This window comes from Serinibacter salmoneus (genome assembly GCF_002563925.1).
In the GTDB taxonomy this organism is placed as follows: Bacteria; Actinomycetota; Actinomycetes; order Actinomycetales; family Beutenbergiaceae; genus Serinibacter; species Serinibacter salmoneus.
In genome coordinates, this window is record NZ_PDJD01000001.1 from 949574 (window position 1) to 973387 (window position 23814).

At 70.9% G+C, this 23814-nt stretch carries 21 protein-coding genes; 20 read left to right on the top strand and 1 reads right to left on the bottom strand.

The features are described 5' to 3' along the window. Positions 1 to 249: 249 nt before the first annotated feature. Positions 250 to 1368, bottom strand: coding sequence for a calcium/sodium antiporter (locus tag ATL40_RS04090; RefSeq protein WP_098468423.1), 1119 nt, complete (start codon positions 1366 to 1368; stop codon positions 250 to 252). Positions 1369 to 1617: 249 nt separating this feature from the next. On the opposite strand from ATL40_RS04090, the gene ATL40_RS04095 reads away from it, so the two are divergent. From ATL40_RS04095 to ftsY, 20 genes are all read left to right on the top strand, one after another. Then, entirely contained in the window at positions 1618 to 1920 is a 303-nt protein-coding gene (locus ATL40_RS04095; protein ID WP_098468424.1) for a thiamine-binding protein, read from the top strand. After that, positions 1917 to 2624, top strand: a complete 708-nt coding sequence (locus ATL40_RS04100) for an HAD hydrolase-like protein (RefSeq protein WP_245866706.1) — start codon at positions 1917 to 1919, stop codon at positions 2622 to 2624. The genes ATL40_RS04095 and ATL40_RS04100 overlap by 4 nt, the downstream gene beginning before the upstream one ends. 171 nt (positions 2625 to 2795) lie before the next feature. Continuing rightward, on the top strand, positions 2796 to 3323 hold the full coding sequence (locus ATL40_RS04105) for a hypothetical protein (RefSeq protein WP_098468425.1): 528 nt from the start codon (positions 2796 to 2798) through the stop codon (positions 3321 to 3323). 252 nt (positions 3324 to 3575) lie between these two features. After that, positions 3576 to 4577: a DUF6177 family protein gene (locus ATL40_RS04110; protein WP_143556856.1), complete on the top strand. Its 1002-nt coding sequence runs from the start codon at positions 3576 to 3578 to the stop codon at positions 4575 to 4577. After that, positions 4577 to 4909, top strand: coding sequence for a hypothetical protein (locus ATL40_RS04115; protein ID WP_098468427.1), 333 nt, complete (start codon positions 4577 to 4579; stop codon positions 4907 to 4909). Before ATL40_RS04110 ends, ATL40_RS04115 begins: the two co-directional genes overlap by 1 nt. A 99-nt stretch (positions 4910 to 5008) precedes the next feature. Beyond that, on the top strand, positions 5009 to 7162 hold the full coding sequence (locus tag ATL40_RS04120; protein ID WP_143556857.1) for a hypothetical protein: 2154 nt from the start codon (positions 5009 to 5011) through the stop codon (positions 7160 to 7162). 14 nt (positions 7163 to 7176) lie between these two features. Then, positions 7177 to 7719 (top strand): hypothetical protein, encoded by a 543-nt coding sequence (locus ATL40_RS04125; protein WP_143556858.1) that lies wholly within the window; start codon positions 7177 to 7179, stop codon positions 7717 to 7719. A gap of 12 nt (positions 7720 to 7731) precedes the next feature. Further along, the gene (locus ATL40_RS04130; RefSeq protein WP_143556859.1) at positions 7732 to 8262 is read left to right on the top strand and encodes a hypothetical protein; all 531 of its coding nucleotides are present in this window, start codon (positions 7732 to 7734) and stop codon (positions 8260 to 8262) included. Between the two features lie 12 nt (positions 8263 to 8274). Then, a complete protein-coding gene (locus ATL40_RS04135; protein ID WP_143556860.1) occupies positions 8275 to 8802 on the top strand; it encodes a hypothetical protein in 528 nt (175 codons plus the stop codon). A 12-nt stretch (positions 8803 to 8814) separates the two neighbouring features. Next, positions 8815 to 9342: a hypothetical protein gene (locus tag ATL40_RS04140; RefSeq protein ID WP_143556861.1), complete on the top strand. Its 528-nt coding sequence runs from the start codon at positions 8815 to 8817 to the stop codon at positions 9340 to 9342. Between the two features lie 269 nt (positions 9343 to 9611). Next, entirely contained in the window at positions 9612 to 12986 is a 3375-nt protein-coding gene (gene ileS, locus ATL40_RS04145; RefSeq protein WP_098468433.1) for an isoleucine--tRNA ligase, read from the top strand. After that, positions 12983 to 14422, top strand: coding sequence for a bifunctional folylpolyglutamate synthase/dihydrofolate synthase (locus tag ATL40_RS04150; protein ID WP_098468434.1), 1440 nt, complete (start codon positions 12983 to 12985; stop codon positions 14420 to 14422). Before ileS ends, ATL40_RS04150 begins: the two co-directional genes overlap by 4 nt. A 391-nt stretch (positions 14423 to 14813) precedes the next feature. Further along, positions 14814 to 15812: a dihydroxyacetone kinase subunit DhaK gene (dhaK, locus tag ATL40_RS04155; protein ID WP_098468435.1), complete on the top strand. Its 999-nt coding sequence runs from the start codon at positions 14814 to 14816 to the stop codon at positions 15810 to 15812. After that, entirely contained in the window at positions 15809 to 16453 is a 645-nt protein-coding gene (gene dhaL, locus ATL40_RS04160; protein ID WP_098468436.1) for a dihydroxyacetone kinase subunit DhaL, read from the top strand. Before dhaK ends, dhaL begins: the two co-directional genes overlap by 4 nt. Continuing rightward, positions 16450 to 17247 carry a dihydroxyacetone kinase phosphoryl donor subunit DhaM gene (gene dhaM / locus ATL40_RS04165; RefSeq protein ID WP_098468437.1) on the top strand — a complete coding sequence of 266 codons (798 nt, stop codon included), beginning with the start codon at positions 16450 to 16452 and terminating at the stop codon, positions 17245 to 17247. Before dhaL ends, dhaM begins: the two co-directional genes overlap by 4 nt. Then, entirely contained in the window at positions 17244 to 17681 is a 438-nt protein-coding gene (locus ATL40_RS04170) for a DUF4233 domain-containing protein (RefSeq protein ID WP_169925872.1), read from the top strand. The genes dhaM and ATL40_RS04170 overlap by 4 nt, the downstream gene beginning before the upstream one ends. Before the next feature lie 65 nt (positions 17682 to 17746). Next, the gene (gene ndk / locus ATL40_RS04175) at positions 17747 to 18169 is read left to right on the top strand and encodes a nucleoside-diphosphate kinase (protein ID WP_098468438.1); all 423 of its coding nucleotides are present in this window, start codon (positions 17747 to 17749) and stop codon (positions 18167 to 18169) included. Positions 18170 to 18176: 7 nt separating this feature from the next. Then, the gene (smc, locus tag ATL40_RS04180) at positions 18177 to 21902 is read left to right on the top strand and encodes a chromosome segregation protein SMC (protein WP_098468439.1); all 3726 of its coding nucleotides are present in this window, start codon (positions 18177 to 18179) and stop codon (positions 21900 to 21902) included. Positions 21903 to 21980: 78 nt separating this feature from the next. Then, positions 21981 to 22481, top strand: a complete 501-nt coding sequence (locus tag ATL40_RS04185) for a hypothetical protein (protein ID WP_143556862.1) — start codon at positions 21981 to 21983, stop codon at positions 22479 to 22481. Then, entirely contained in the window at positions 22478 to 23677 is a 1200-nt protein-coding gene (gene ftsY, locus ATL40_RS04190; RefSeq protein WP_098468441.1) for a signal recognition particle-docking protein FtsY, read from the top strand. Before ATL40_RS04185 ends, ftsY begins: the two co-directional genes overlap by 4 nt. The last annotated feature ends 137 nt before the right edge of the window (positions 23678 to 23814 follow it).

A 23814-nucleotide genomic window follows, 5' to 3' on the forward strand; every position in this document is an offset into this window, starting at 1 on the left:
TCGGCGGCGGGCGATTCCGAGCGGATCGGCTGCGCGCACGGCGGATCGGCTGCGCGCACGGCGGATCGGCTGCGCGCACGGCGGTTCTGCACGGCCCACGCTGGCGCTGCAGGCCTGTGACCTGCAGTGATGCCGGCTCCCTCGTGAGGCGCTCGCGTGTATCCGCCGCGGGCGAGGGCGGTCCGCCGTCAGCGAGCGCGCGCGACCGCCGTCAGCGAGCGCGTCCGACCGCCCGGTGCGGCCGGCGGCTCACCCGTCGTCGCTCGGGGCGCCCTCCAGGCTCTTGCGTCCCCGCCGCAGCCCGATCTCATACGCCACGGACAGCGCCAGGGTGAGCACGATGAGCGGCAGCACGAAGCCCGTCATCACCGCGGTGAAGCCGCGCAGCGCCGCGTGATCCCCGGCCCACAACACCAGGTAGGTCATGTAGGAGAGGTAGAGCGCGAGGAAGATCGCGCCCTCCCAGCGCTGAATGACGAACCCGGTGAACGCGATCGGCAGCAGGGCGAGGGAGACGGCCACCATGAGAGGGATGTCCAGGGCGATGGCGGCATCGGCCACCGGGATCCCGCCCGCGGAGAGGATCGAGGGCAGCCCCAGCACGAGGCCGATGTTGGCGATGTTGCTCCCGACCACGTTGCCGACCGCCAGGTCCCGCTGACCCTTGCGCACCGCGATGATCGAGGCCGCGAGTTCCGGCAGGGAGGTCCCGACGGCGACCACGGTCAGGCCGATCACCAGGTCGCTCAGCCCGAAGGCGCTCGCGATGGCGCTCGCGCCCCGCACCAGCAGCTGCGAGCCGAGCACCAGCAGTCCGACGCCCACGACGATGAGCAGTGCCGAGCGGCCCATGGTGGCCGGCTTGCTGTCGGCGTCCCCGTCGTCCTCACCATTCTCGGAAGGCCCCGCGCCGCTACCGCCGCGCCCGGTGCGCACAGCCCAGACCATGTGGGCCACGAACACCGCGAGCAGCAGCGCGCCGTCCCACCCGGAGATGTCGCCGTCCAGGGCGAGCACGAGGAGCAGCACCGAGAGCGCCACCATCACCGGGACGTCGATCCGCACCAACCGGCGTCGCGCCACGAGCGGCAGTACGAGGGCCGAGATCCCGAGGATGAGCAGGATGTTCGCGATGTTGCTGCCGACCACGTTGCCGACCGCGAGTTCCGGCTGCCCGCCGAGCACCGCGCCGACGGCGACCGCGAGCTCCGGGGAGGAGGTCGCCACCGAGACGATCGTCAGGCCCACCACGAGGGGCGACATGCCGAGGCGGACGGCGACGGAGGAGGCGCCGCGCACCAGGCCCTCGCCGCCGGCGACCAGCAGTGCGAGGCCGAGGACGACGAAGCCCACCTCGAGGAGAATCACGCTCGCCACCTTAGGAGGTGGCGAGGCGAGGTGTCGGTTGCCGGTCGCGGGCTGCAGCGTGTCGCCGGCAGCGCTTCGCGGACGGCGGATCGCCTTCGCCCACGGCGGTTGTGCGTGCCACGCGCTCGAGCGGCACGCCTGTGACCTGCGGCGTTGCCGACGGCGTCGGGCGCAGCCGCCACGCATCCGCCGTGCGCGACGGCGATCCGCCGGGAGCGAGCGCCAGCGGGCGTGGGAGAGGATGGAGTCATGCTGATCGCCTTCTCCGTCGCCCCCACTTCCAGCGCCTCCCCGGACGGGTCGGTCTCGGCCGCCGTGGCCGCCGCCGTCCAGGTCGTGAAGGACTCCGGCCTGCCGTACCGGCTCGGCTCGATGTTCACCGAGATCGAGGGGGAATGGGAGGAGTTGATGGACGTGGTGCGCCGCGCGTGTGAGGCCGCCGGCGCCGACGCGGGCCGGGTCTCCCTCGTGCTGAAGGCGGACATCCGCCCGGGCGCTGAGCCCGGACAACTGGACTCCAAGATCGCGCGGGTGCAGGAGAAACTGGCGTGAGCGCCGCGCAGGCTTCCGCCCAGCACCCCACCCCGATTCCGCCGCCCCTGGTACTGCTCGACCTGGACGGCACCCTGATGGACTCCGCCCCCGGGATCACCGCGAGCGTGATCGCCGCGTTCGAGCGACTCGGCCTGCCGGTGCCGGACGAGCAGGGTCTGCGCTCCTTCGTCGGCCCGCCGCTGCCCGCCTCGATGCGCGCGCACGGGGTGCCCGAGGAGCGACTCACCGAGGCCGTCACCGCCTACCGTGCCGCCTTCGAGGCGGGCGGCATGTGGGACTCCCGCGTGTTCGCGGGCGTCCCCGAGGTGCTGCAGCAGCTGCGCGGCGCGGGCTACACGCTCGCGATCGCCACCTCCAAGCCGCAGGTCTACGCGCGGCCCATCTGCGAGCGGTACGGACTGAGCGACCTCGTGGACGGTGTCTACGGCGCGCCCCTGGACCACATTCCCTCCTCCAAGGCGACCGTCATCGCCGATGCCCTCGCGGACCTCGGCCCCCGGGTGCCCACCACCGAGCGCATCGTCATGGTCGGCGACCGACACCACGACGTCGAGGGGTCGGCCGAGCACGGTATCGCGTGCCTGGGCGTGGACTGGGGGTACGCCGATCCGGGGGAGCTCGCGGGCGCCGTCGCGATCGTCCCCGCGGTCGCCGATCTCCTGGCCGCGATCTCGGCCCAGGTCCGTCCGCGCGTCGGCTGAGGACGTGGGGACTACTCCCCATGGCCCTGACCTCGCATGCCCGCTAGCGTTCATCGGGCCCGACTGCTCGGCCTGCCGCGGGGCGATCCGGGCGGGCAGGGCTTGGGATGACCTGGAGCGCCCCAGGGGCCTCTTGCGCATCCACACCCCAGCACCATGAGAGGAACTGTCGTGCAGTGGCGTTTCTGTGGGATGTTCAATTATCGGTTGCAGTCAGCGGTTCCGGATGATCGGTGGCTGGGGTGGATTGATGAGGGGGAGGCGCGGCGCCGGTTTCATGTGCCCGGGGAGCGGTTGGCGTTGGTGCCGCCGGTGGATGAGGCGACGGGGATTGTGCCGTTCTATATCACTGTGACGCCAGGTGCGGATCCATCGTTCACGGTGTCGCGTCAGGAGGCGGTGGCTCCGGGAGTGGGGGTGGTCACGTCGCAGTCGTGGTGGAAGAATGTGGGCGGTGGGCGTTTGTTCCAGGACATTGCGGTGGTGTGGGAGTTCGGGGAGTACAACCCGGAATTGCCGGTGGCGGCGCATCGTGCGGTGCGGCGATGGCATGCGTACAACAATGAGGATGGCACCGGTCGTGTGGAGGAGCATGATCTGGTGGCCAAGACGTTCACTAAGGCGCGTCGCACGGATGTGCCGGTAGCGGATTTGTATCTCCCGGTCCCGGCGTGGGGTGAGTGGGAGTCGCTGGTGTGAGTCCTCGCCGCTTGGCGCGCAGGCGACACTGCCAGTTGCAGTGTCGCGCCGCGCCCGCCGATGGGGACTTCTCCCCATGGTCCTGACCCCGCAGGCCCGCTAGCGTCCCCACGGACATGGTCGAGGGCTAGGGGAGGGACGCGCGGTGAGAGGCTGTTGGCGCACGCTCACGAAGTCCTTCATCGGCAGGGGCGAATCTGCGATCGGGTGCTGGTTGTGAGCGCGCTGCTTGATCCTCTGGTGGATCTGCGGGTGGATGAGAATGGCGAGACGTACGCGATCTACCGCTCCCACGCGCGCCGGGTGACCATGAGTGCGCCCATGGCGCACTTCGTGGCTGAGGCCCAGTCAACGCGGTGTCGTGCCGTGCTGCTCACCCGGGACGATGCTCACATCTCCACCTTCGTGGTCGAGGCGTTTCGCGCAATCGAGGGGCGCTGGGCGGTGGACGGCGCCACAGGTGTGCGCGCTGCGTGGGGCGGACCACTTCTTGCGACGTGGGAGCAACTGTGGTCGCAGCCACCGTTGCCCTCTCCGCCATCGACTCGGGACGGCATCGTCCCGACGATCATCGTCGAGACTTTCGTGGGCGAGCGATCCGATCCCGGGCGCAGGATCGGCGCGTTGCCGGACACCGTGGTGGAGGCGCTGGGTGCAGGATCGATCGATCGGTGGGGACTCGTGGAACCTCTCACACACCGGTGGTCCCACGAAGAGGTCACGCACTCGCTGCGCCGCCAGATGCCACGCTCGGCCCGCCACCTGGCCGGAACCGCCCACGGAGCGCGGTTGAGCGTCGCGGTGTCTCGCACCCGGCACGGATTGATGCACCACGTGCGCGCATGTGTGCCCGCCCGTGATCCTGACCTGGCCCAGGCAGCCGAGCGGGGGGATGGCGCGCTGGCCGCACACCCGAGGATCCGTGGCTACCTGACGCAGGTGGCACAGCGCTTTCGCCTCAACGCAGCGATGATCAGCGTGGGCGAGAGCGAGGAGTTCCACGGATCGTGGGGACGGCGCCCCGGGCCCCGCCCCGTGGACCGTCCACTGGGAGTCGCAGTCGGTCCGGTGGCCGTCGCCCAACTGGGTCTGGACACGCGCCGATACCCCAGCGCCGACGTGATGGGGCCCCGCCGCGCTCCTACCGTCTTGCGGCTCTTCACCGGCGCCGGGTCGACCTGGGAGCAGTTCCAGCGCGAGGTGACAGCGGTCTCGCCCGAGCGCGTCGTGACCGCCGTCTTCGGAGGCACCTGATGCCGAGCGAGTGGGTGGTGGTGAGCGCAGACGAGGTCACGCCCGAGGTGCATGCCTGGGCGATGCACGACGTGGACGCCTCCGGTCAGGTGATCTCCTTCCGCGGCGGTGAAGTGATCCATGCGCTGACCGGCGCCGGCGAGCCGGTGCTCACAGCATTCCGCAGCCTGCACCTGGAGACGGCGTGCGACGCCGAGCCGGCGATCGGGGTCCACATCGATGGGACGTACTGGACCGAGCTGACTGTTCCGGCTGGCGCGGCGCCTGTGGTGGAGGACCTGCTGGCAGCGATTACAAGCAGGGCGCGAGGAGTGGCGCGGCTGCGGGAGTGACCTAGCGCGCGAGGGACGACAGGAAACGGCGGGGGGAGAGACGCAGTGACAGAAATAGGCGTGTGCACCGGGGACGGGCTCATCGATCCGGCTCGGTTCGTGGTCAGGAGCTCCGACCTGGACAGCGAGAGCATCTACGGGTCGGCGTCCGAGCTGCGAGCCATTGGCTCGGGCATGGTCGAATCGATGGCCGGGGTCTCAGCGGCGTGGTCAGGGCTCAGCGAGGCATACCGGGCGCCGGAAGAGAGCGACGTCCTTGCGCTACTCGCTCCGGCCGAGACTGCGGTGGCGGAGAACGACGAGGTGCTCGCAAGCGCGGCCCGCGCACTCGAGAGGTACGCCGAGGATGTGCAGGTCATTGCGACAGACCTGCGGGTCCTGGAGGGGGACGCGGCGGTCTTCCGCGCTGAGGCTCTGCGCGGGTACGAGGAGATCACCTACCGCCCTATCGGCATGGCTCAGACAGTCGGGTACACCCAGGAGAGCGAGCACGTCAGCTGGATCGAGCACACACCGGCCGTCGAGCGGAACAACGACCTGCTTGCGCAGTACGCGGTTGTGATCGAACGGCTCTCACTCGCGGCGGCCCAGTGCGCCACCGAGCTGACGGGTCTGCGCTCGGGAACCTGCCCAGCCGGGCCGGTGGCCGCGATCGGCGCTGCCGACATCATGGCGTCGGATGCGATGCCGTGGGGCCACGCTGTGACCGAGGATCGCACCTGCGAGGAATCCGTGAACCACGGGCTCGGGAATGCCGCGATCTCCGCGAGGGACGGTGCCGCGGCCATGGTCGGCTTCGACACCGCGACCATGACGTGGAGTTGGGGAACCTTGGGTGCCACCTGGTGGGGGGTGGGCGACTTCGCGTTGTCCACCGTCATCGCGACCAGCCCGGTGCTGATGACCGCGATCTCTGGCGCGGGGGGCTCCGAGTGGGTCTCGGACCGTCAGGACGTCGCCGCAACCGGTTGGGGGGCGATGATCGGCTGGGACCACCAGGAGTACCTAGCGGGCGGCGACGGTTGGCACGCATGGCAGGAGGACGGCGTTGCGGCCGCCACGCAGGTGCTTGTGGAGGCTGGGACGTTCCTCATCCCGGGCGTCGGCGCCGCGAAGGGGGGAGCGATGGCCGGCCGGGCCGGCGCCCTGACGGTCCGCGCCGGCGGTGCTGCGGTGCGCGGAACCGCCGCCGTGGCCGAGGCAGCCTTGCGTGGTGGTTCGCATCTGGCGTCCGGCGCGAGGCAGGGACTGCGAGTGGTAGGGGACCGGCTTCATGCGATGAAGGTGCCGGGCTTGGGTGGGCCGGACTTTGCCGTCGCGGGCGCCGGCCCGGGCCCGCAGGCACTGCACATGACGCCGGATTCCTCGGGGCACCTGCCAACCAGAGGCGGCACGTCGGCGGCGCGTGACTCCGCAGGCAGTTCGCAGCCGCAGCGCGCGGTCCCGGACGGTCCGCCGATGTACGGCCAGCGCATCGGGGACAGTGGTGGGCACAACGACACGGCGCCCTTGGACATGTGGCGCCCTCACGCAGACGGTGTGGAGGTCGAGGTCCCGGAGGGGCTCATCGACGACGCCCGCACGGCGACGGACCAGGCACCGCCAGCCGCCGATGGATTGACGCGGGAGGTACAGGCGAAGATCGATGTCTACCAGAGGTTGATCGACAGGACCGATGGGAACGGCGGATTCCACTATCCGGAGCATATTCGCAACGCCTTCCGTGGCTCAATCTTCAACCTCGAGAACCACCACCGCTACCCGGTGAATGAACTCCATGTGACGCGGCCCGGTGCCACCCTCGGAGAAAACGGACTGGCGAGTCCCAGGCAGTCGGCATACAACCGCGTGGACAGCATAGATCCCGGCAACGAGATCGTGGAACGCAAGAACACCCAACTCGCCGCCGTCCGAGGCCGGACATGGCGGGCATACCTCGACGACATCAGGACCAAGTACGGCGTACGCAGCGATGGGGTGGTCGTCGCTGATACGCCCTCCAACCGGCGCACCCTCGAGGCGGTGGGGCTCGACCCCAGCGAGCACATCGGGATGCCGCTGGAGGGTCGAAACATCCTGGAGGTGCCGGTGCAGACGGCGCCCGTGCCCCAAGCAATGCTGGAGCTCGCCGCCACGAGGCAGATCAAAGTCGTCGACGTGGCAGGCACCGAATGGATGCTCGGTCCACGCCCCGGTACCGTTGTCGAGGTCCGGGCGGACGGCACGGTCCTGACGCACAACCCAGCACATTGAGAGAAAGTACCGCAATGAGAGGAACTGTCGTGGAGTGGCGTTTTTGTGGGATGTTCAATGACTGGTTGCAGTCAGCGGTTCCGGATGATCGGTGGCTGGGGTGGATTGATGAGGGGGAGGCGCGGCGCCGGTTTCATGTGCCGGGGGAGCGGTTGGCGTTGGTGCCGCCGGTGGATGAGGCGACGGGTATTGTGCCGTTCTTCATTACTGTGACGCCGCGGGAGCATCCGTCGTTCACGGTGTCGCGTCAGGAGGCGGTGGCTCCGGGGGTGGGGGTAGTCACGTCCGAGTCGTGGTGGCGGCACGCTGAAGGTGATCGGCTCTTTCAGCACATTGCGGTGGTGTGGGAGTTCGGGGAGTACAACCCGGAATTGCCGGTGGCGGCGCATCGTGCGGTGCGGCGATGGCATGCGTACAACAATGAGGATGGCACTGGTCGTGTGGAGGAGCACGATCTGGTGGCGAAGACGTTCACGGTGGCGCGTCGTACGGATGTGCCGGTAGCGGATTTGTATCTCCCGGTCCCGGCGTGGGGTGAGTGGGAGTCGCTGGTGTGATGGGGGTGGGTCGTGGAGTGGCGTTTTTGTGGGATGTTCAATTATCGGTTGCAGTCAGCGGTTCCGGATGATCGGTGGCTGGGGTGGATTGATGAGGGGGAGGCGCGGCGCCGGTTTCATGTGCCGGGGGAGCGGTTGACGTTGGTGCCGCCGGTGGATGAGGCGACGGGTATTGTGCCGTTCTTCATTACTGTGACGCCGCGGGAGCATCCGTCGTTCACGGTGTCGCGTCAGGAGGCGGTGGCTCCGGGGGTGGGGGTGGTCACGTCTCAGTCGTGGTGGCGGCACGCTGAAGAAGGTGATCGGCTCTTTCAGCACATTGCGGAGGTGTGGGAGTTCGGGGAGTACAACCCGGAATTGCCGGTGGCGGCGCATCGTGCGGTGCGGCGATGGGATGCGTTCAACAATGAGGATGGCACGGGTCGTGTGGAGGAGCATGATCTGGTGGCGAAGACGTTCACTAAGGCGCGTCGCATGGATGTGCCGGTTGCGGATTTGTATCTCCCGGTCCCGGCGTGGGGTGAGTGGGAGTCGCTGGTGTGATGGGGGTGGGTCGTGGAGTGGCGTTTTTGTGGGATGTTCAATGACTGGTTGCAGTCAGCGGTTCCGGATGATCGGTGGCTGGGGTGGATTGATGAGGGGGAGGCGCGGCGCCGGTTTCATGTGCCGGGGGAGCGGTTGGCGTTGGTGCCGCCGGTGGATGAGGCGACGGGGATTGTGCCGTTCTTCATTACTGTGACGCCGCGGGAGCATCCGTCGTTCACGGTGTCGCGTCAGGAGGCGGTGGCTCCGGGGGTGGGGGTGGTCACGTCGCAGTCGTGGTGGAAGAATGTGGGCGGTGGGCGTTTGTTCCAGGACATTGCGGTGGTGTGGGAGTTCGGGGAGTACAACCCGGAATTGCCGGTGGCGGCGCATCGTGCGGTGCGGCGATGGCATGCGTACAACAATGAGGATGGCACCGGTCGTGTGGAGGAGCATGATCTGGTGGCCAAGACGTTCACTAAGGCGCGTCGTACGGATGTGCCGGTAGCGGATTTGTATCTCCCGGTCCCGGCCTGGGGCGAGTGGGAGTCGCTGGTGTGATGGGGGTGGGTCGTGGAGTGGCGTTTTTGTGGGATGTTCAATTATCGGTTGCAGTCAGCGGTTCCGAATGATTCGGAGCTGGGGTGGATTGATGAGGGGGAGGCGCGGCGCCGGTTTCATGTGCCGGTGCGGCGGGTGACGTTGGTGCCGCCGGTGGATGAGGCGACGGGGATTGTGCCGTTCTTCATTACTGTGACGCCGGGTGAGGATCCGTCGTTCACGGTGTCGCGTCAGGAGGCGGTGGCTCCGGGGGTGGGGGTGGTCACGTCCGAGTCGTGGTGGAAGAATGTGGGCGGTGGGCGTTTGTTCCAGGATATTGCGGTGGTGTGGGAGTTCGGGGAGTACAACCCGGAATTGCCGGTGGCGGCGCATCGTGCGGTGCGGGAATGGCATGCGTACAACAATGAGGATGGCACCGGTCGTGTGGAGGAGCATGGTCTGGTGGCCAAGACGTTCACTGAGGCGCGTCGTACGGATGTGCCGGTTGCGGATTTGTATCTCCCGGTCCCGGCGTGGGGTGAGTGGGAGTCGCTGGTGTGAGTGTCAGTGCCTGCATGGGATCCGTGGCTACACTGGTCGCACAGGCATCGACCCGGCCATCACCGGTGAGCCTCCGGAAGAACCGGCCGACCGCGCCTGCACGGCGTGGCCGGCCCCAGTAGAACCGGACGGGTAGGCCCGTCACAGCCGTCAACGAGAGGTCGCACGCCCGCCAGGGCGGGCGGCAAGCGGGGTGGTACCGCGGCCCGCCGGCATCCGCCGGTCGGTTCGCCCTCGCGCGCACGAGCACGCACCACCCGGAGACCACGTTGACGAACCAGAGCCACCGTTACCCGCGCCATGCCAGCGCCGACCTCGTGGCCTCCCCGCGCATCCCCGAGATCGAGAAGAGCGTCCTGGCCCACTGGCAGGCGGGGGACACCTTCCGCCGCAGCGTCGAGGCGCGCCCCGCGGGCGAGGACGGCGAGAACGAGTTCGTCTTCTATGACGGCCCCCCGTTCGCCAACGGCCTGCCGCACTACGGCCACCTGCTCACCGGCTACGTCAAGGACGTGGTGCCGCGTTACATGACGATGCGCGGCAAGCGGGTGGAGCGCCGGTTCGGCTGGGACACCCACGGCCTGCCCGCCGAACTCGAGGCCGAGCGCATCCTCGGGATCACCGACAAGGCGCAGATCGAGGAGATGGGCATCGCCGCGTTCAACGCCGCCTGCCGCTCCTCCGTGCTGACCTACACCGACGAGTGGCAGGACTACGTCACCCGCCAGGCCCGCTGGGTGGACTTCGAGAACGACTACAAGACCCTGAACCCGGAGTTCATGGAGTCGGTGATCTGGGCGTTCAAGACCCTGCACGACAAGGGCCTGGCGTACGAGGGCTTCCGGGTGCTGCCCTACTGCTGGCGCGACCAGACGCCGCTGTCCAACCACGAACTGCGGATGGACGACGACGTCTACCAGATGCGGCAGGACCCCGCCCTGACCGTGGGGTTGCCGCTGGCGGCGCCCCAGGCGGGTGACCGGCTGGGGGAGGCACTCGCCGGCGCCTACCTGCTGGTGTGGACCACCACTCCCTGGACCCTGCCCAGCCACCAGGCCATCGCCGTCAACCCCGAGGTGAGCTACGTCGTCGTCGCCCCCGGGGAGGGCTCGCCGCTGGACGCCTCCCACCCGGGGGCCCGCGTCGTCGTCGCCCAGCCGCGCCTGGCGGCCTACGCCCGTGAGCTCGGTGAGGACCCGCAGGTGGTCGCCGAGGTGGCCGGGGCCGATCTGGTCGGGCGCCGCTACACCCCGCCGTTCCCGTACTTCACCGACGGTCAGGGCGGCGCCCCGGCCGACAACCCGGGCAACTTCCAGGTGATCGCCGGCGACTTCGTCACGGTGGAGGACGGCACCGGGCTCGTGCACATGGCGCCCGCCTTCGGTGAGGACGACATGGCGGCCTGCGAGGCCGTCGGCATCACGCCCGTGGTGACCGTCGGGGAGGCCGGCGAGTTCACCGCCCTCGTGCCGGACTACGCCGGGCAGCAGGTCTTCGACGCGAACCCGCACATCATCGCCGACCTCAAGGCCGGCACCGGCCCGCTCGCCGCGCTCCCGGCCGAGCGCCGCGCCATGGTGGTGCGCCACGAGACCTACGACCACTCCTATCCGCACTGCTGGCGCTGCCGGAACCCCCTGATCTACAAGGCGGTCTCCAGCTGGTTCGTGCGCGTCACCCAGTTCCGCGACCGCATGGTGGAACTGAACGAGCAGATCGACTGGACCCCCGAGCACATCAAGCACGGCCAGTTCGGCAAGTGGCTCGCCGGCGCCCGGGACTGGTCCATCTCCCGCAACCGGTACTGGGGCACCCCGATCCCGGTGTGGGTGAGCGACGACCCCGCCTACCCGCGCACCGACGTCTACGGCTCCTTCGCCGAGCTCGCCCGCGACTTCGGGGACGTGCCGCGCAACGATGCCGGGGAGCCGGACCTGCACCGCCCCTGGATCGACGACCTCACCCGCCCCAACCCCGACGACCCGACCGGGAAGTCCACGATGCGCCGCATCCCGGACGTGCTGGACGTGTGGTTCGACTCCGGGTCCATGCCCTTCGCCCAGGTGCACTACCCGCACGAGAACGCCGAGTGGTTCGAGAACCACTACCCGGGCGACTTCATCGTGGAGTACATCGGGCAGACCCGCGGCTGGTTCTACACCCTGCACGTGCTGGCCACCGCCCTGTTCGACCGTCCCGCGTTCTCCTCCGCGGTCAGCCACGGGATCGTGCTGGGCAACGACGGGCGCAAGATGTCCAAGAGCCTGCGCAACTACCCGGATGTCACCGAGGTCTTCGACCGCGACGGCTCCGATGCGATGCGCTGGTTCCTCATGGCCTCCCCGATCCTGCGCGGCGGGAATCTCATCGTTACCGAGGAGGGCATCCGCGCCGAGGTGCGCGGGGTGCTGCTGCCGCTGTGGAACGCCTACTACTTCTTCGCGCTGTACGCGGGCACGGTGAACGACGGCGCGGGCTACCTCGCGCAGCCCGTGGCACCCGAGGCCGTGGCCGAGCTGCCGGAGATGGACCGCTACCTGCTGGCCCGCACCCACGACCTCGCGCTCGCCGTGACCGAGGCCGCCGACGCCTACGACGTGGCCGGGGCGTGCGCGCTCATCCGTGACCACATCGACCTGCTCACCAACTGGTACGTGCGCACCCAGCGCGACCGGTTCTGGGCGGAGGACACCCGCGCCTTCGACACCCTGTTCACCGCGCTGGAGGCGCTGACCCGGATCATGGCGCCCTTCGCGCCGCTGCTGACCGAGGAGATCTGGCGCGGCCTGACCGGGGGTGAGTCGGTGCACCTGACCGACTGGCCGGTGACCGGCACGGCCGGGGCGTACGACGTCGAGGCCTCCCTGGTCCCCGATCCCGCCCTGGTGGCGGCGATGGACCGGGTGCGGGACGTGGTCTCCGCCGCCCACGCGCTGCGCAAGGCCCACCAGGTCAAGGTGCGTCAGCCCCTGCGTTCGCTCGCGGTGGTGGTGCCTGAGGCCGAACTGGCTGCGCTCGCGCCGTTCGCCGACCTGGTGGCCTCCGAGGTGAACCTCAAGTCCGTGGCCCTGGAGGACCTCGCCTCCGACGCCGCCGCGCGCTACGGGGTCACCACCAAGCTCACCGTCAACGCCCGCGCCGCAGGCCCGCGGCTGGGCAAGAGCGTGCAGGTGGCCATCAAGGCCGCCCGCAGTGGGGAGTGGAGCGAGCACGAGGGCGTGGTGACCGCGGGCGGCATCGAACTGGCCGAGGGGGAGTACGAGCTCGCGACCGTCGCCTCCGGGGCCGCCGGCGGCGAGATCGCGGTGGGCGTGCTGCCCGGCGGCGGGTTCGTGGTGCTCGACCTGGCGCTGGACGAGGAACTGCGCGCCGAGGGCTACGCCCGCGACGTGGTGCGGCAGGTGCAGGACGCCCGCAAGGCCGCCGACCTGCACGTGGCCGACCGCATCGAACTGCGCCTCGGGGTGCCCGAGCAGCACCTGGCCGCGGCCCGCGCCCACGCCGACGTCATCGCCAAGGAAACCCTCGCGCTCGCCGTCGAGATCGACGCCGCACCGCAGGCCGAGGTGCCCAAGGGCGGTGTCGCCGTCGTGCAACTCGCCCGCGTCGCCGAGAACGAGAACGCTCAGGAGGCCGCCGAATGAGCCGCGAGGGAGCCGACGTCACCCGGGCCGCGGAACTCGCCGAGGCGGAGAAGCAGGCGCGGGAGATCTACCACGAGATCCTGCGGCGCACCCCGGAGCACGATTTCGACCCGACGATCGAGCGGGTCGCGCGGCTGACCGACGTGCTGGGCGACCCGCAGCGCTCCTTCCGCGCGATCCACCTCACCGGCACCAACGGCAAGACCTCCACCGCGCGGATGATCGACGCGCTGCTGCGCGCGCTGAACCTGCGCACCGGCCGGTTCACCTCCCCGCACCTGAGCACGGTGCGGGAACGGATCGCGATCGACGGTGAGCCGATCTCCGCCGCCGCCTGGGTTCGCACCTGGGAGGACATCGCGCCCTATGTGGCGATCGTGGACGGCGAACTGACCTCCTCGGGCAAGTACGGCGCGGGCGGCGAACTGTCCTTCTTCGAGGTGCTCACCGGGATGGCGTTCGCGGCCTTCGCCGACGCCCCGGTGGACGTGGCGGTGCTCGAGGTCGGCATGGGCGGGGAGTGGGACTCCACCAATGTGGTCGACGCCGAGGTGGCCGTGATCACCCCGATCGCCATGGACCACGAGCGCTGGCTCGGGCACACCCTGGAGGAGATCGCCGGGGTGAAGTCCGGGATCATCAAGGACGGCGCCACGGTGGTGGTCGCCGATCAGCGCCCCGAGGTGGCGCGCGTCATCGGGCACCGGGTCGCCGAGACCGGCGCCCGCCTGGTGGCCGAGGCCCCCCGGAACGAGGACGGCGAGGTGGACCTGACCACGCCGGGCCTGGCGGTGGTGGACCGACAGGTCGCCGTCGGTGGCCAGTTGCTGACCCTGCGCGGGATCGCCGGCACCTACCAGGACATCTTCCTGCCGCTGCACGGGGAGCACCAGGCACACAATGCGCTGCTTGCGCTCGCCGCCGTGGAGGCGTTCCTCGGCGGGCAGGCGCTGCCGGGCGACGTGGTGGAGGAGGCGTTCAACGCCGTCTCCTCGCCCGGTCGCCTGGAGCTCGTGCGCAGCTCTCCGACCGTGCTCGTGGACGCCGCCCACAACCCCGCCGGGGCGGCGGCGGCGATGACCGCGATCACGGAGGCATTCGCCCTCACCAGTGTGGTGGGTGTGCTCGGGGTGATGGCGGACAAGGACGCCGAGGGCATCCTCGTGGCGCTCGAGGGCACCCTCGCGCACGTGGTCATCACCCAGCCGCACTCGGCGCGCGCGATGCCGATCGAGGACCTCGCCGAGATCGCCCGCGACGTCTTCGGTGAGGACCGGGTGCACGTGGTCGAGCGGCTCGATGAGGCCGTCACCACCGCCGTGGACCTGGCGGAGTCGGCGAGCGAGGGTGTGGGGACCGACGCCGGGGTGATCGCGCTCGGCTCGGTGGTGCTGGCCGCCGAGGTGCGCACGCTGATGGGCGCCGAGGGCGCCTGACGCCTCCGGGTGGGCGCCCGGCCGGCCGGCGTCGGGCGGTCGGCGTCGGTCGGTCGGCGTCGGTCGGTCGGCCGCGGGGCGGGGCCACTCTGCCCAGGCGCTCGTTCCTCGCGCCTCACGCCCAGCCACTCCGGAGTGGGCCCCGCCCCGCGCCCGCCCAGCGTGTGGTTGTGCAGCGCGCACGCGCGAAACTCGTGCGCAAGCACCCGGTCGGCGGGGTGGGGTGGTGCGTAAGGGCACGGTCGGCGGGGCTGGCGGGGCGCGCGAGGCGCGCACGTTCGGGCGCTTTCCTCAGGTGCGAGCGCACGGGCGTGCAGGCGTCTCGCGCATCCGTGCGTGGCTTGGCAGAGTAGGGGTGTCCCACCCATCCATGTCGCAAGGGAGCGCACTCGTGAAGAAGCTCATCAACGATCCGACCAACGCCACCTCCGAGGCCGTGGAAGGCTTCGTGCTGGCGCACTCCGACCTGGTGACCCAGCTCGACGGCCTCGTGGTCGCGCGCGCCGGCGGCGCGGTGGCGGGCAAGGTCGGCATCGTCTCCGGCGGTGGCAGCGGGCACGAGCCCCTGCACGCCGGGTTCGTCGGGGTCGGCATGCTGGACGCCGCAGTCCCGGGCGCCATGTTCACCTCGCCCACACCCGACCCGATCGTCGTGGCCACCAAGGCCGCCGACTCCGGTGCCGGCGTGCTGCACATCGTGAAGAACTACACCGGCGACGTGTTGAACTTCGAGACGGCCGCCGAGCTCGCGGACGCCGAGGACATCGAGGTCGCCACCGTCATCGTCAACGACGATGTCGCCGTGGAGGACTCCCTCTACACCGCCGGGCGCCGCGGCGTGGCGGGAACCGTGCTCGTGGAGAAGATCGCCGGGGCCGCCGCGGAGCGGGGCGACGACCTCGCCGCCGTCACCCAGGTCGCCACGGACGTCAACGCCAACATGCGCTCCATGGGCGTGGCGCTGACAGCCTGCACGGTGCCGCACGCCGGCAAGCCGTCCTTCGAGTTGGCCGATGACGAGATCGAGATCGGCATCGGGATCCACGGCGAGCCGGGACGCCGGCGAGTGCCCCTGGCCTCCGCCGACGAGATCACCGACATGCTGCTCGACCCGGTCGTGGAGGACCTCGGCGTGGGCGAAGGGGAGGAGGTGCTGCTGCTGGTCAACGGCATGGGCGGCACCCCGGCCTCCGAGCTCGCGATCGTCTACCGCCACGCCCGTGCGCGGCTGGAGGCGCGCGGCATCACCGTGGCCCGCTCCCTGGTGGGCAACTACGTCACCAGCCTGGAGATGCAGGGTGCCTCGGTGACCGTGCTGCGCCTGAGTGAGTCCATGAAGGAGCTCTACGACGCTCCGGTCAAGACGGCGGCGCTACGGTGGGGCCTGTGACTGCACAGCTCAACGCCGCCTGGGCGCGGCGCTTCATCGACCTTGCCACCGACGTCGTGACCACCAAGCGGGTGGATCTGTCCGAACTGGACCGGGCGATCGGCGACGGTGACCACGGCGAGAACCTGGCGCGCGGCTTCGCGGCCGCCAACCGGGCGGTCCAGGAGTCCGAGGCCGACACCGTGGGCGGGGTGCTGAAGCTGGTGGCGACCACGCTGATGTCCACCGTCGGTGGTGCCGCGGGGCCGCTGTACGGCACCGCCTTCCTGCGCGCGGCGAAGGTGAGCAACGTCGAGGCGATCGACGCCGTCGGGGTGCACACCCTGCTCGATGCGGCGCTGGAGGGCATCGTCGCGCGTGGCAAGGCGAACGCGGGTGACAAGACCATGGTCGACGCCTGGACCCCCGCGGTCGAGGCCGCCGGGGAGGCCAGCGCGGCCGGGGAGAGCCCGGCCGCGACCCTGCGGGCGGCGGCCGACGCCGCGGCCCGCGGGGCCGAGGCCACCGAGCCGCTCGTGGCCCTCAAGGGGCGCGCGAGCTACCTCGGGGAGCGCAGCGTCGGGCACCGCGACCCCGGTGCCGAGTCCAGCGCACTGCTGCTGGACGCCGCTGCACGCGCCGCGGCCGAGGACTCCGCATGACCACGCCGGACGCCACCGCGCGCACGGCGGTGGGCACCGCCACGGTGGGACTCGTGCTGGTGTCCCACTCCGCTCTACTGGCCGCGGGCGCCTGCGAACTGGCCTCGCAGATGGCCCGGGACGTGGTGCTCAAGCCCGCCGGAGGCACCGACGACGCCCGCCTGGGCACGAGCTTCGACGTGGTCGAGCGGGCCGTGGCCGCCGAGCTCGACTCCGGTTGCACCGGGGTGGTGCTGCTCGCCGACATCGGCTCCGCCCGGATGACCGCCGAGGCGGTGATCGACATGCTCGAGGACGAGCGGGTGGTGCTCGCACCGGGCCCGTTCGCCGAGGGTGCCGTCGCCGCCGCGGTGGCCGCCCAGACCGGCGGCGACATCGCCCAGGTGGTGGGCGCTGTCGCCGCTGCGGCACGGCAGATCACCAGCGAGCTCGCCGAGGCAGCGGCCGAGGCCGAGGTCGAGGAGGAGGCCGAGGAACTCCTGGAGGAGGCCGCGGTCGTGGACGAGGCCGAGGAACTCCTGGAGGAAGCCGCCGCGCAGGAGGTCTCCGCCGTCGTCGCGGTGCGCAACCCCCAGGGCCTGCACGCGCGCCCCGCCGCGCAGCTCGCCCAACTGGTCGCGGGATTCGACGCGCAGGTCACCCTCAACGGGGTGAACGCCGCCAGCCTGCTCTCCCTCATGGGCCTGGGCCTGAAGGCGGGCAGCGAGGTCACGGTCGTGGCCGAGGGACCCGCCGGGAGCGAGGCGTTGCGCGCCGTCGTGGAGGCGTTCGAGGACGGATTCGGGGAACTGTGAGTTCCGCACCAGCGCCGCAGGTGCCGCAGTCGGCACCTGCGGCGCCCCGCTCCGCGCGCCGCCTGTTCTCCGCCACCGTCCTGTCGTTGGAGGCCTTCGTGGTGTTCTTCGCCGCCCTCGCCGCCTACGGTCTGGCTGCCGTCCCCACCAGGCACCTGATCGTGGTGGGCTCGGTGGCGGCGCTGGCCTGCCTCGTGGCGGCCGGCGCACTGCGCTGGACTGCAGGGTACGTGCTCGGCTGGGTGATCCAGGCAGGCCTGCTCGTGGCGGGCCTGATGATCCCCGAGATGCGGGTGCAGTTCCTGATCGTGGCGGTCGTGTTCGCGCTGCTGTGGGTGATCGGGCTGCACCTCGGCGCCCGGATCGACGCCGAACGCCAGGAGCGCTACCTGGACGAGCTCGACCACGCCGGTCTGCCACGCCCCAGCCGCTAGCACACACACCCGCCGGCACACCCACCTCCCGCTCGGTGCCAGTGCCGGGCGGTAGTCTCGGAGCCGTGACCGAGATCCAGCGCTCCCTTGTCCTGCTCAAGCCAGACGCCGTGGCGCGTCGCCTCACCGGCGAAGTGCTCCGTCGCATCGAGGCGAAGGGCTACACCATCACCGCCCTGCAGATGCGCACCGCCGATGAGGCACTGCTCGCCGAGCACTACGCCGAGCACGTCGGCAAGCCCTTCTACCCGCCGCTGGTGGAGTTCATGAGCTCCGGCCCGCTCGTGGCGCTGATCGTCGAGGGCTACCGGGTGATCGAGGGCATCCGCACCCTCATCGGCGCCACCGACCCCACCGCCGCCGCCCCCGGCTCGATCCGCGGCGACCTCGCCGGCGACACCGGCGAGAAGGTCCAGCGCAACCTCGTGCACGCCTCGGACTCCCCGGAGTCCGCCGAGCGCGAGATCGCGCTCTGGTTCGCCGCCTGAGACCCACGTGTACCTGAGGTCGCTGACGCTGCGGGGCTTCAAGTCCTTCGCGTCCGCCACCAGCCTCACCTTCGAGCCGGGCATCACCGTGGTGGTGGGGCCCAACGGCTCCGGCAAGTCCAACGTGGTCGACGCCCTCGCCTGGGTCATGGGCGAACAGGGCGCGAAGTCGCTGCGCGGCGGCCAGATGGCCGATGTGATCTTCGCGGGCACCTCCTCGCGGCCGGCGCTCGGCCGTGCGGAGGTGTCCCTCACGATCGACAACGCCGACGGCGCACTGCCGATCGACTACACCGAGGTGACGATCTCGCGCACCATGTTCGCCTCCGGCGGCAGCGAGTACGCGATCAACGGCACCACCTGCCGGCTCCTGGACATCCAGGACCTGCTCTCCGACTCCGGCCTCGGCCGCCAGATGCACGTCATCGTCGGGCAAGGGCAACTCGATGCGGTCCTGCGCGCCACCCCGGAGGAACGGCGTGGCTTCATCGAGGAGGCCGCCGGGATCCTCAAGCACCGCCGCCGCAAGGACAAGGCGCTGCGCAAGCTCGAGTCCACGGCCGGGAACCTCGCCCGGATCAGCGACCTGGTCACCGAGATCAGACGCCAGCTCGGCCCCCTGGCCAAACAGGCCGCCGTGGCCCGGCGAGCGGCCGTGATCCAGGCCGATCTGCGCGACGCTGCGGCCCGGCTCCTGGCGGATGATCTCGCCGCCGCGCGCCAGGGGTTGCAGGAGGGCCAGGCCGACCTGGCGGCGATCGAGGCACGCAAGAGCGAACTCGAGGCGACGCTCGCGGGCGCCCAGCGGCGCTATGCGGAGCGCGAGGCCGAGGCGGAGCAGGCCGCTCCAGCCCTGGCCCGGGCCACCGAGCAGTGGTACCGCCTCAGCGGTATCCGCGAACGACTGCGGGGAACCGTGTCGCTCGCCGCCGAGCGGCGGGCACTGCTGGACTCCCAGGCCGGTGCGCCACGCACGGGCCCGGACCCGGATGAACTGGATGCGCAGGCCGCGCGCGCCCGCGAACTGGACGCGGAGATCGCCGCGGAGGTCGAGGCAGCCGAACAGGCGTTGGCCGAGGCGACCACCCGCCGTCAGGCCGCCGAGGCCGCTGCCGCCGAGCATGAGCGCGCACTCGCACGGGTGCATCGCGCTGCGGCGGAGCGCCGCGAGGGGCTGGCCCGTCTGGAGGGGCAGGTGGCCGCGGCCACCAGCCGGATCGAGGCCCAGCGCGCCGAGATCGAACGACTCACCGCCGCGCGAGCCGACGCCACCGCGAGGGCCGAGAGAGCGCGCGCCGAGTTCGCCCACCTGGAACAGCAGGTCGCCGGCGACGAACGGGGCGAGGAGGACCTGGACGCCGAGCACGAGCGCGCGATCCAGCGGCAGGACCGTGCCCGCGAGCGCGTGGAGCACCTCACCGAGACCCTGCGTACGGCAGGCGGTGAGGCGGAGCGGTGGCAGGCACGTCTGGAGGCACTCACCCTCTCCAGCGAGCGGGGCGACGGCGCCGCGGCCGTCCTGCAGACCGGGTTGCCGGGGGTGCTCGGCCCGCTCGCCGACCACCTCAGCGTGAGCCAGGGCTGGGAGGCGGCGATCGCCGTCGCGCTGCGGCACGTCCTGGAGGGCGTGCTGGTGCACACCGACGCGGCGCTCGCGGTCTCCGACTGGGTCCTCCGGGAGGACCAACCCCGGCTCTCCCTCGCGTTGGTGCCCGCGGGGGCGGGCGCTGCGGCTGACGGCGATGCTGCTGCTGACGCTGCTGACGCTGCTGACGCTGCTGACGCTGCTGACGCTGCCGACGCTGCCGACGCTGCCGACGCTGCCGACGGTGAGCCTCCGATGTGGGCGTCCGCGGTGGTGCGGTGCGAGGACCAGGCAAGCCACGTCGTCGCGCTGGAACTGGCGGGAGTCGCACTCGCGGAGGACCTGGCGGCGGCGGACGCCGCTCTGGCGCGCGCCGACGTCCGGGAGGTGGTGACCCGGGACGGTGCGGTGCACACCCGTGGGCGGGTGGAGGTCGGCCAGCCGCGGGAACGCAACCTCATCGCACTGAACGCTGCCCGGGCGGAGGCCGAGGCCGGGCTCGAGGATGCCCGCGCCCGTGCGGACCGCGCCCGGTTCGACCTGACGAGCGCGCAGGAGGAGGTCACCGAGGCCTCCGCGCAGGTGCGTGACGCGCTGGCGGCGCTGAACGCCTCGGATGCCCGGTTGGCCGCCGTGGCCGACCAGCTCGGGCGCCTGGGTTCGCAGATTCGTGCCGCTGCGGCCGAGGCGGAGCGCTCCCAGGGCGCGATCGCGACCGCGCAGGACGCCCTCCGGCAGCGCGAGGCCGAACGCGCCGACTTGCAGGACCGCCTCGCTGCCGCCCGCACGGGTGACGCGGACGGCTCCGGGGAGGCGGCGGACGTCGCGAAGGCCACACAGTCCCGCGACGCCGCCCAACAGGAGGCGGCGGCGGCACGGACGGCGGAGACGGACGCCCGCCTTCTGGCCCGCACCGCGCAGGAGCGGCAGCGTGCGGCGGGTGGCCGGGCGCACCGCTTGGCGGCCGCCGCGCAGGCGGAGCGCCAGTCGCGGCGCGAGGCGGAGATCGCGCGCGAGGCACGGCGGCGGCGCAGCCGGACAGCGGCTGACGTGGTACGTGAGGGGGAGGAGGCACTGGCCCTCCTGGAGCGTTCCCTCGCCGCCGCAAGCCTGGCGCGTGAGGGCGCTGCGGCACGGCGCGATGAGACCGCCGGCCTGCTGGCCGCTGCCCGCTCCGAGGTGGAGTCGATCCGGGAGGAACTGCGGCTCGCAAGCGACGCCGCGCACCGGGACGAGGTCGCTCGGGCCGAGCACCGGCTGCGGGTGGAGACCCTGGAACAACGCGCGCTCGACGAACTCGGGCTCGAGGGGGACATCCTCGTGGAGGAGTACGGGCCGGATCAGCCGGTGCCTGTCCTGGAGGAGGTCCCGCCCACCGACGGCGAAGAGAGCACCGGACCGGCCGAGCCGCGCACCGTGCCCTACGACCGGGCCGCCCAGACCAAGCGCTTGAAAGCGGCGGAACGCGCGCTCACGTTGCTGGGGAAGGTGAACCCGCTGGCGTTGGAGGAACACGCGGCGTTGGAGGAGCGACACGCTTTCCTCGTGGAGCAACTCGCCGACGTGAAGAAGACGCGCGCGGACCTCATGCGCATCGTGGCGGAGATCGATGCACGGGTCGAGGAGGTCTTCACCGAGGCGTGGGCAGATACCGAGCGGGAGTTCCGCGGGGTCTTCGACCGTCTGTTCCCCGGCGGGGAGGGCCGTCTCGTGCTGACCGATCCCACATCCATGCTGACCACGGGCATCGAGGTGGAGGCGCGACCACCGGGCAAGAATGTCAAGCGGCTGTCGTTGCTGTCCGGTGGGGAGCGTTCCCTGACCGCCGTGGCGCTCCTGGTGGCGATCTTCCGGGCCCGACCGAGCCCGTTCTACGTGATGGACGAGGTCGAGGCAGCCCTGGACGACGTGAATCTCTCCCGACTCCTGGAGATCTTCACGGAACTGCGGTCGGATTCCCAGCTCATCGTGATCTCCCACCAGAAACGCACGATGGAGATCGCCGATGCCCTCTATGGGGTGACGATGCGCGGCGATGGTGTCTCGCGGGTGGTCTCCCAACGGCTGGGTTCCTCGGATTCAGCGGCCGGTCCGCCCTCGACCAGGGGCGCGGGGGAGTCCCCGCCCGAGATCTCCGGGCGGGTGTGAGAGAACTCACGAGACCTTCACATCTCCTCCGCCCCGCCTGCGGGTCGAGCGGGGAACGGGACGGGGATACTGAATGACATGTCTGGCCTTCCCGCGCTCGCTGTGGTGTTCCTTGCTGTCGCCCTCACGATCGGCATCCTGGTCGTGATGATGTCCGCACACCGCCCGGAACAGGGTTGGTGGGCAATGCTGCGCGGCGTCTTCGTGGACGACGCGACGGCCTCACAATCAGCGCAGGCCCCGGCTCGCGGGGCCGGCGCACGCGGGGCCGGTGCACGCGGTGATCGCTTCGATGAACTCCAGGACGAGGCCACTCTCGCCGACATCTTGGCGGACGCGGAGAGCGGACCGGGCTACCTGACGGTGCCGCAGCGGTACGAGGAACGTTTCGACGCGCGCTTGGAGGAGTTCGTGGCCCGCCAGCGGCAGAAGGCTCGGGAGCGTGACCTCGAGCGAGCGCGCGCCGGTGAGGACGACGGCGCCGAGGCAGGGCACGCCGACTCCGCGCACGCCGACTCGGCACACGCCGGCCTCCAGGCCAGCGCGCCCTCGACCACCCGGGAGGGCACCGTTCGATGACCACGCAGCAGATCGTCCTCATCGCCGTCGCGATCGTCCTGGTGGCGGCGATCGTCACGGCGATCCTGGTCATCCGGTCCCGACGCCGATCCGAGGAGTCGCCGTCCACCCCGGGGGCTCCCCGCGAGGTCACCACCGAGGTGGCACCCACGCCGGGCTCATCGGGCGCAGGTACCACCGCGGCACCCGCCATCCAGGTGCCGGAGAGCGTGGACTCCCGCCTGGTCCGGTTGCGTGGTCGCCTCGCACGATCCGGGGCCCTGGGGCAGGCACTCCTGGCCGTGCTCGGGCGCGACACCCTGGACGAGGAGGCATGGGAGGAACTCGAGGAGACCCTCCTGCAGGCCGATCTCGGCCTTGCGCCCACCACCGAGCTCCTGGAGGAGCTGCGCACCCGACTCCGGGTCGAGGGCAGCCGCGACCCGCAGCGGGTGCGCGCCATCCTGCGCGAACTCCTCCTCGCGCAGGTGGACCCCACGATGGACCGCTCGCTCTCGCTGGATCCCCGCCCCCTCGCCGGCGGACGCGCGTCCGACGCCGGCGAGGCGGGCGAGGCGGGCGAGGCCATGGTGAACGTGCCGGCCACGGTCCTGATGGTCGGCGTGAACGGCACAGGCAAGACCACGACCGTGGGCAAACTCGCGCGCCTGCTGCGTGCCGAGGAACGCACGGTGCTCCTCGGGGCCGCCGACACCTTCCGCGCCGCCGCGGCCGACCAGCTCGCCACCTGGGGTTCGCGGGTCGGCGTGGAGGTGGTCCGCTCCGAGCGTGAGGGCGCCGACCCCGCGAGTGTGGCGCACGAGGCGGTGGCGCGTGGCGGGGCCGAGGGCGTGGACGTGGTGATCATCGATACCGCCGGGCGGCTGCAGAACAAGGCGGGCCTGATGGACGAACTCGGCAAGATCGTGCGGGTCTCCTCGCGCAGGGCGCCGCTGAGCGAGTCCCTGCTCGTGCTCGATGCCACCACGGGTCAGAACGGGCTGCGCCAGGCGCGGGTGTTCAGCGAGGTGGCGAACCTGACGGGAATCGTGCTGACCAAGCTGGACGGCAGTGCCAAGGGCGGCATCGTGGTGGCCGTGCAGAAGGAGCTCGGGATCCCCGTGAAGTTGGTGGGACTGGGGGAGGGGGCCGATGACCTGGCCCCCTTCGACCCGGAGGGCTTCGTCGACGCCCTCCTGGGTGACAAGGCGGCGTGACAAGACGGCCTGAGCGTCCGTAGCACTTCCGATCGCCCCGGTGGGCATCGGATCGTGGCGAGGATGCCCCGAGCAACGAGAATTTCACCCAGACCCGCCATCCGTCACGTGGGCGTAACACGATCACCAAGTCGCGG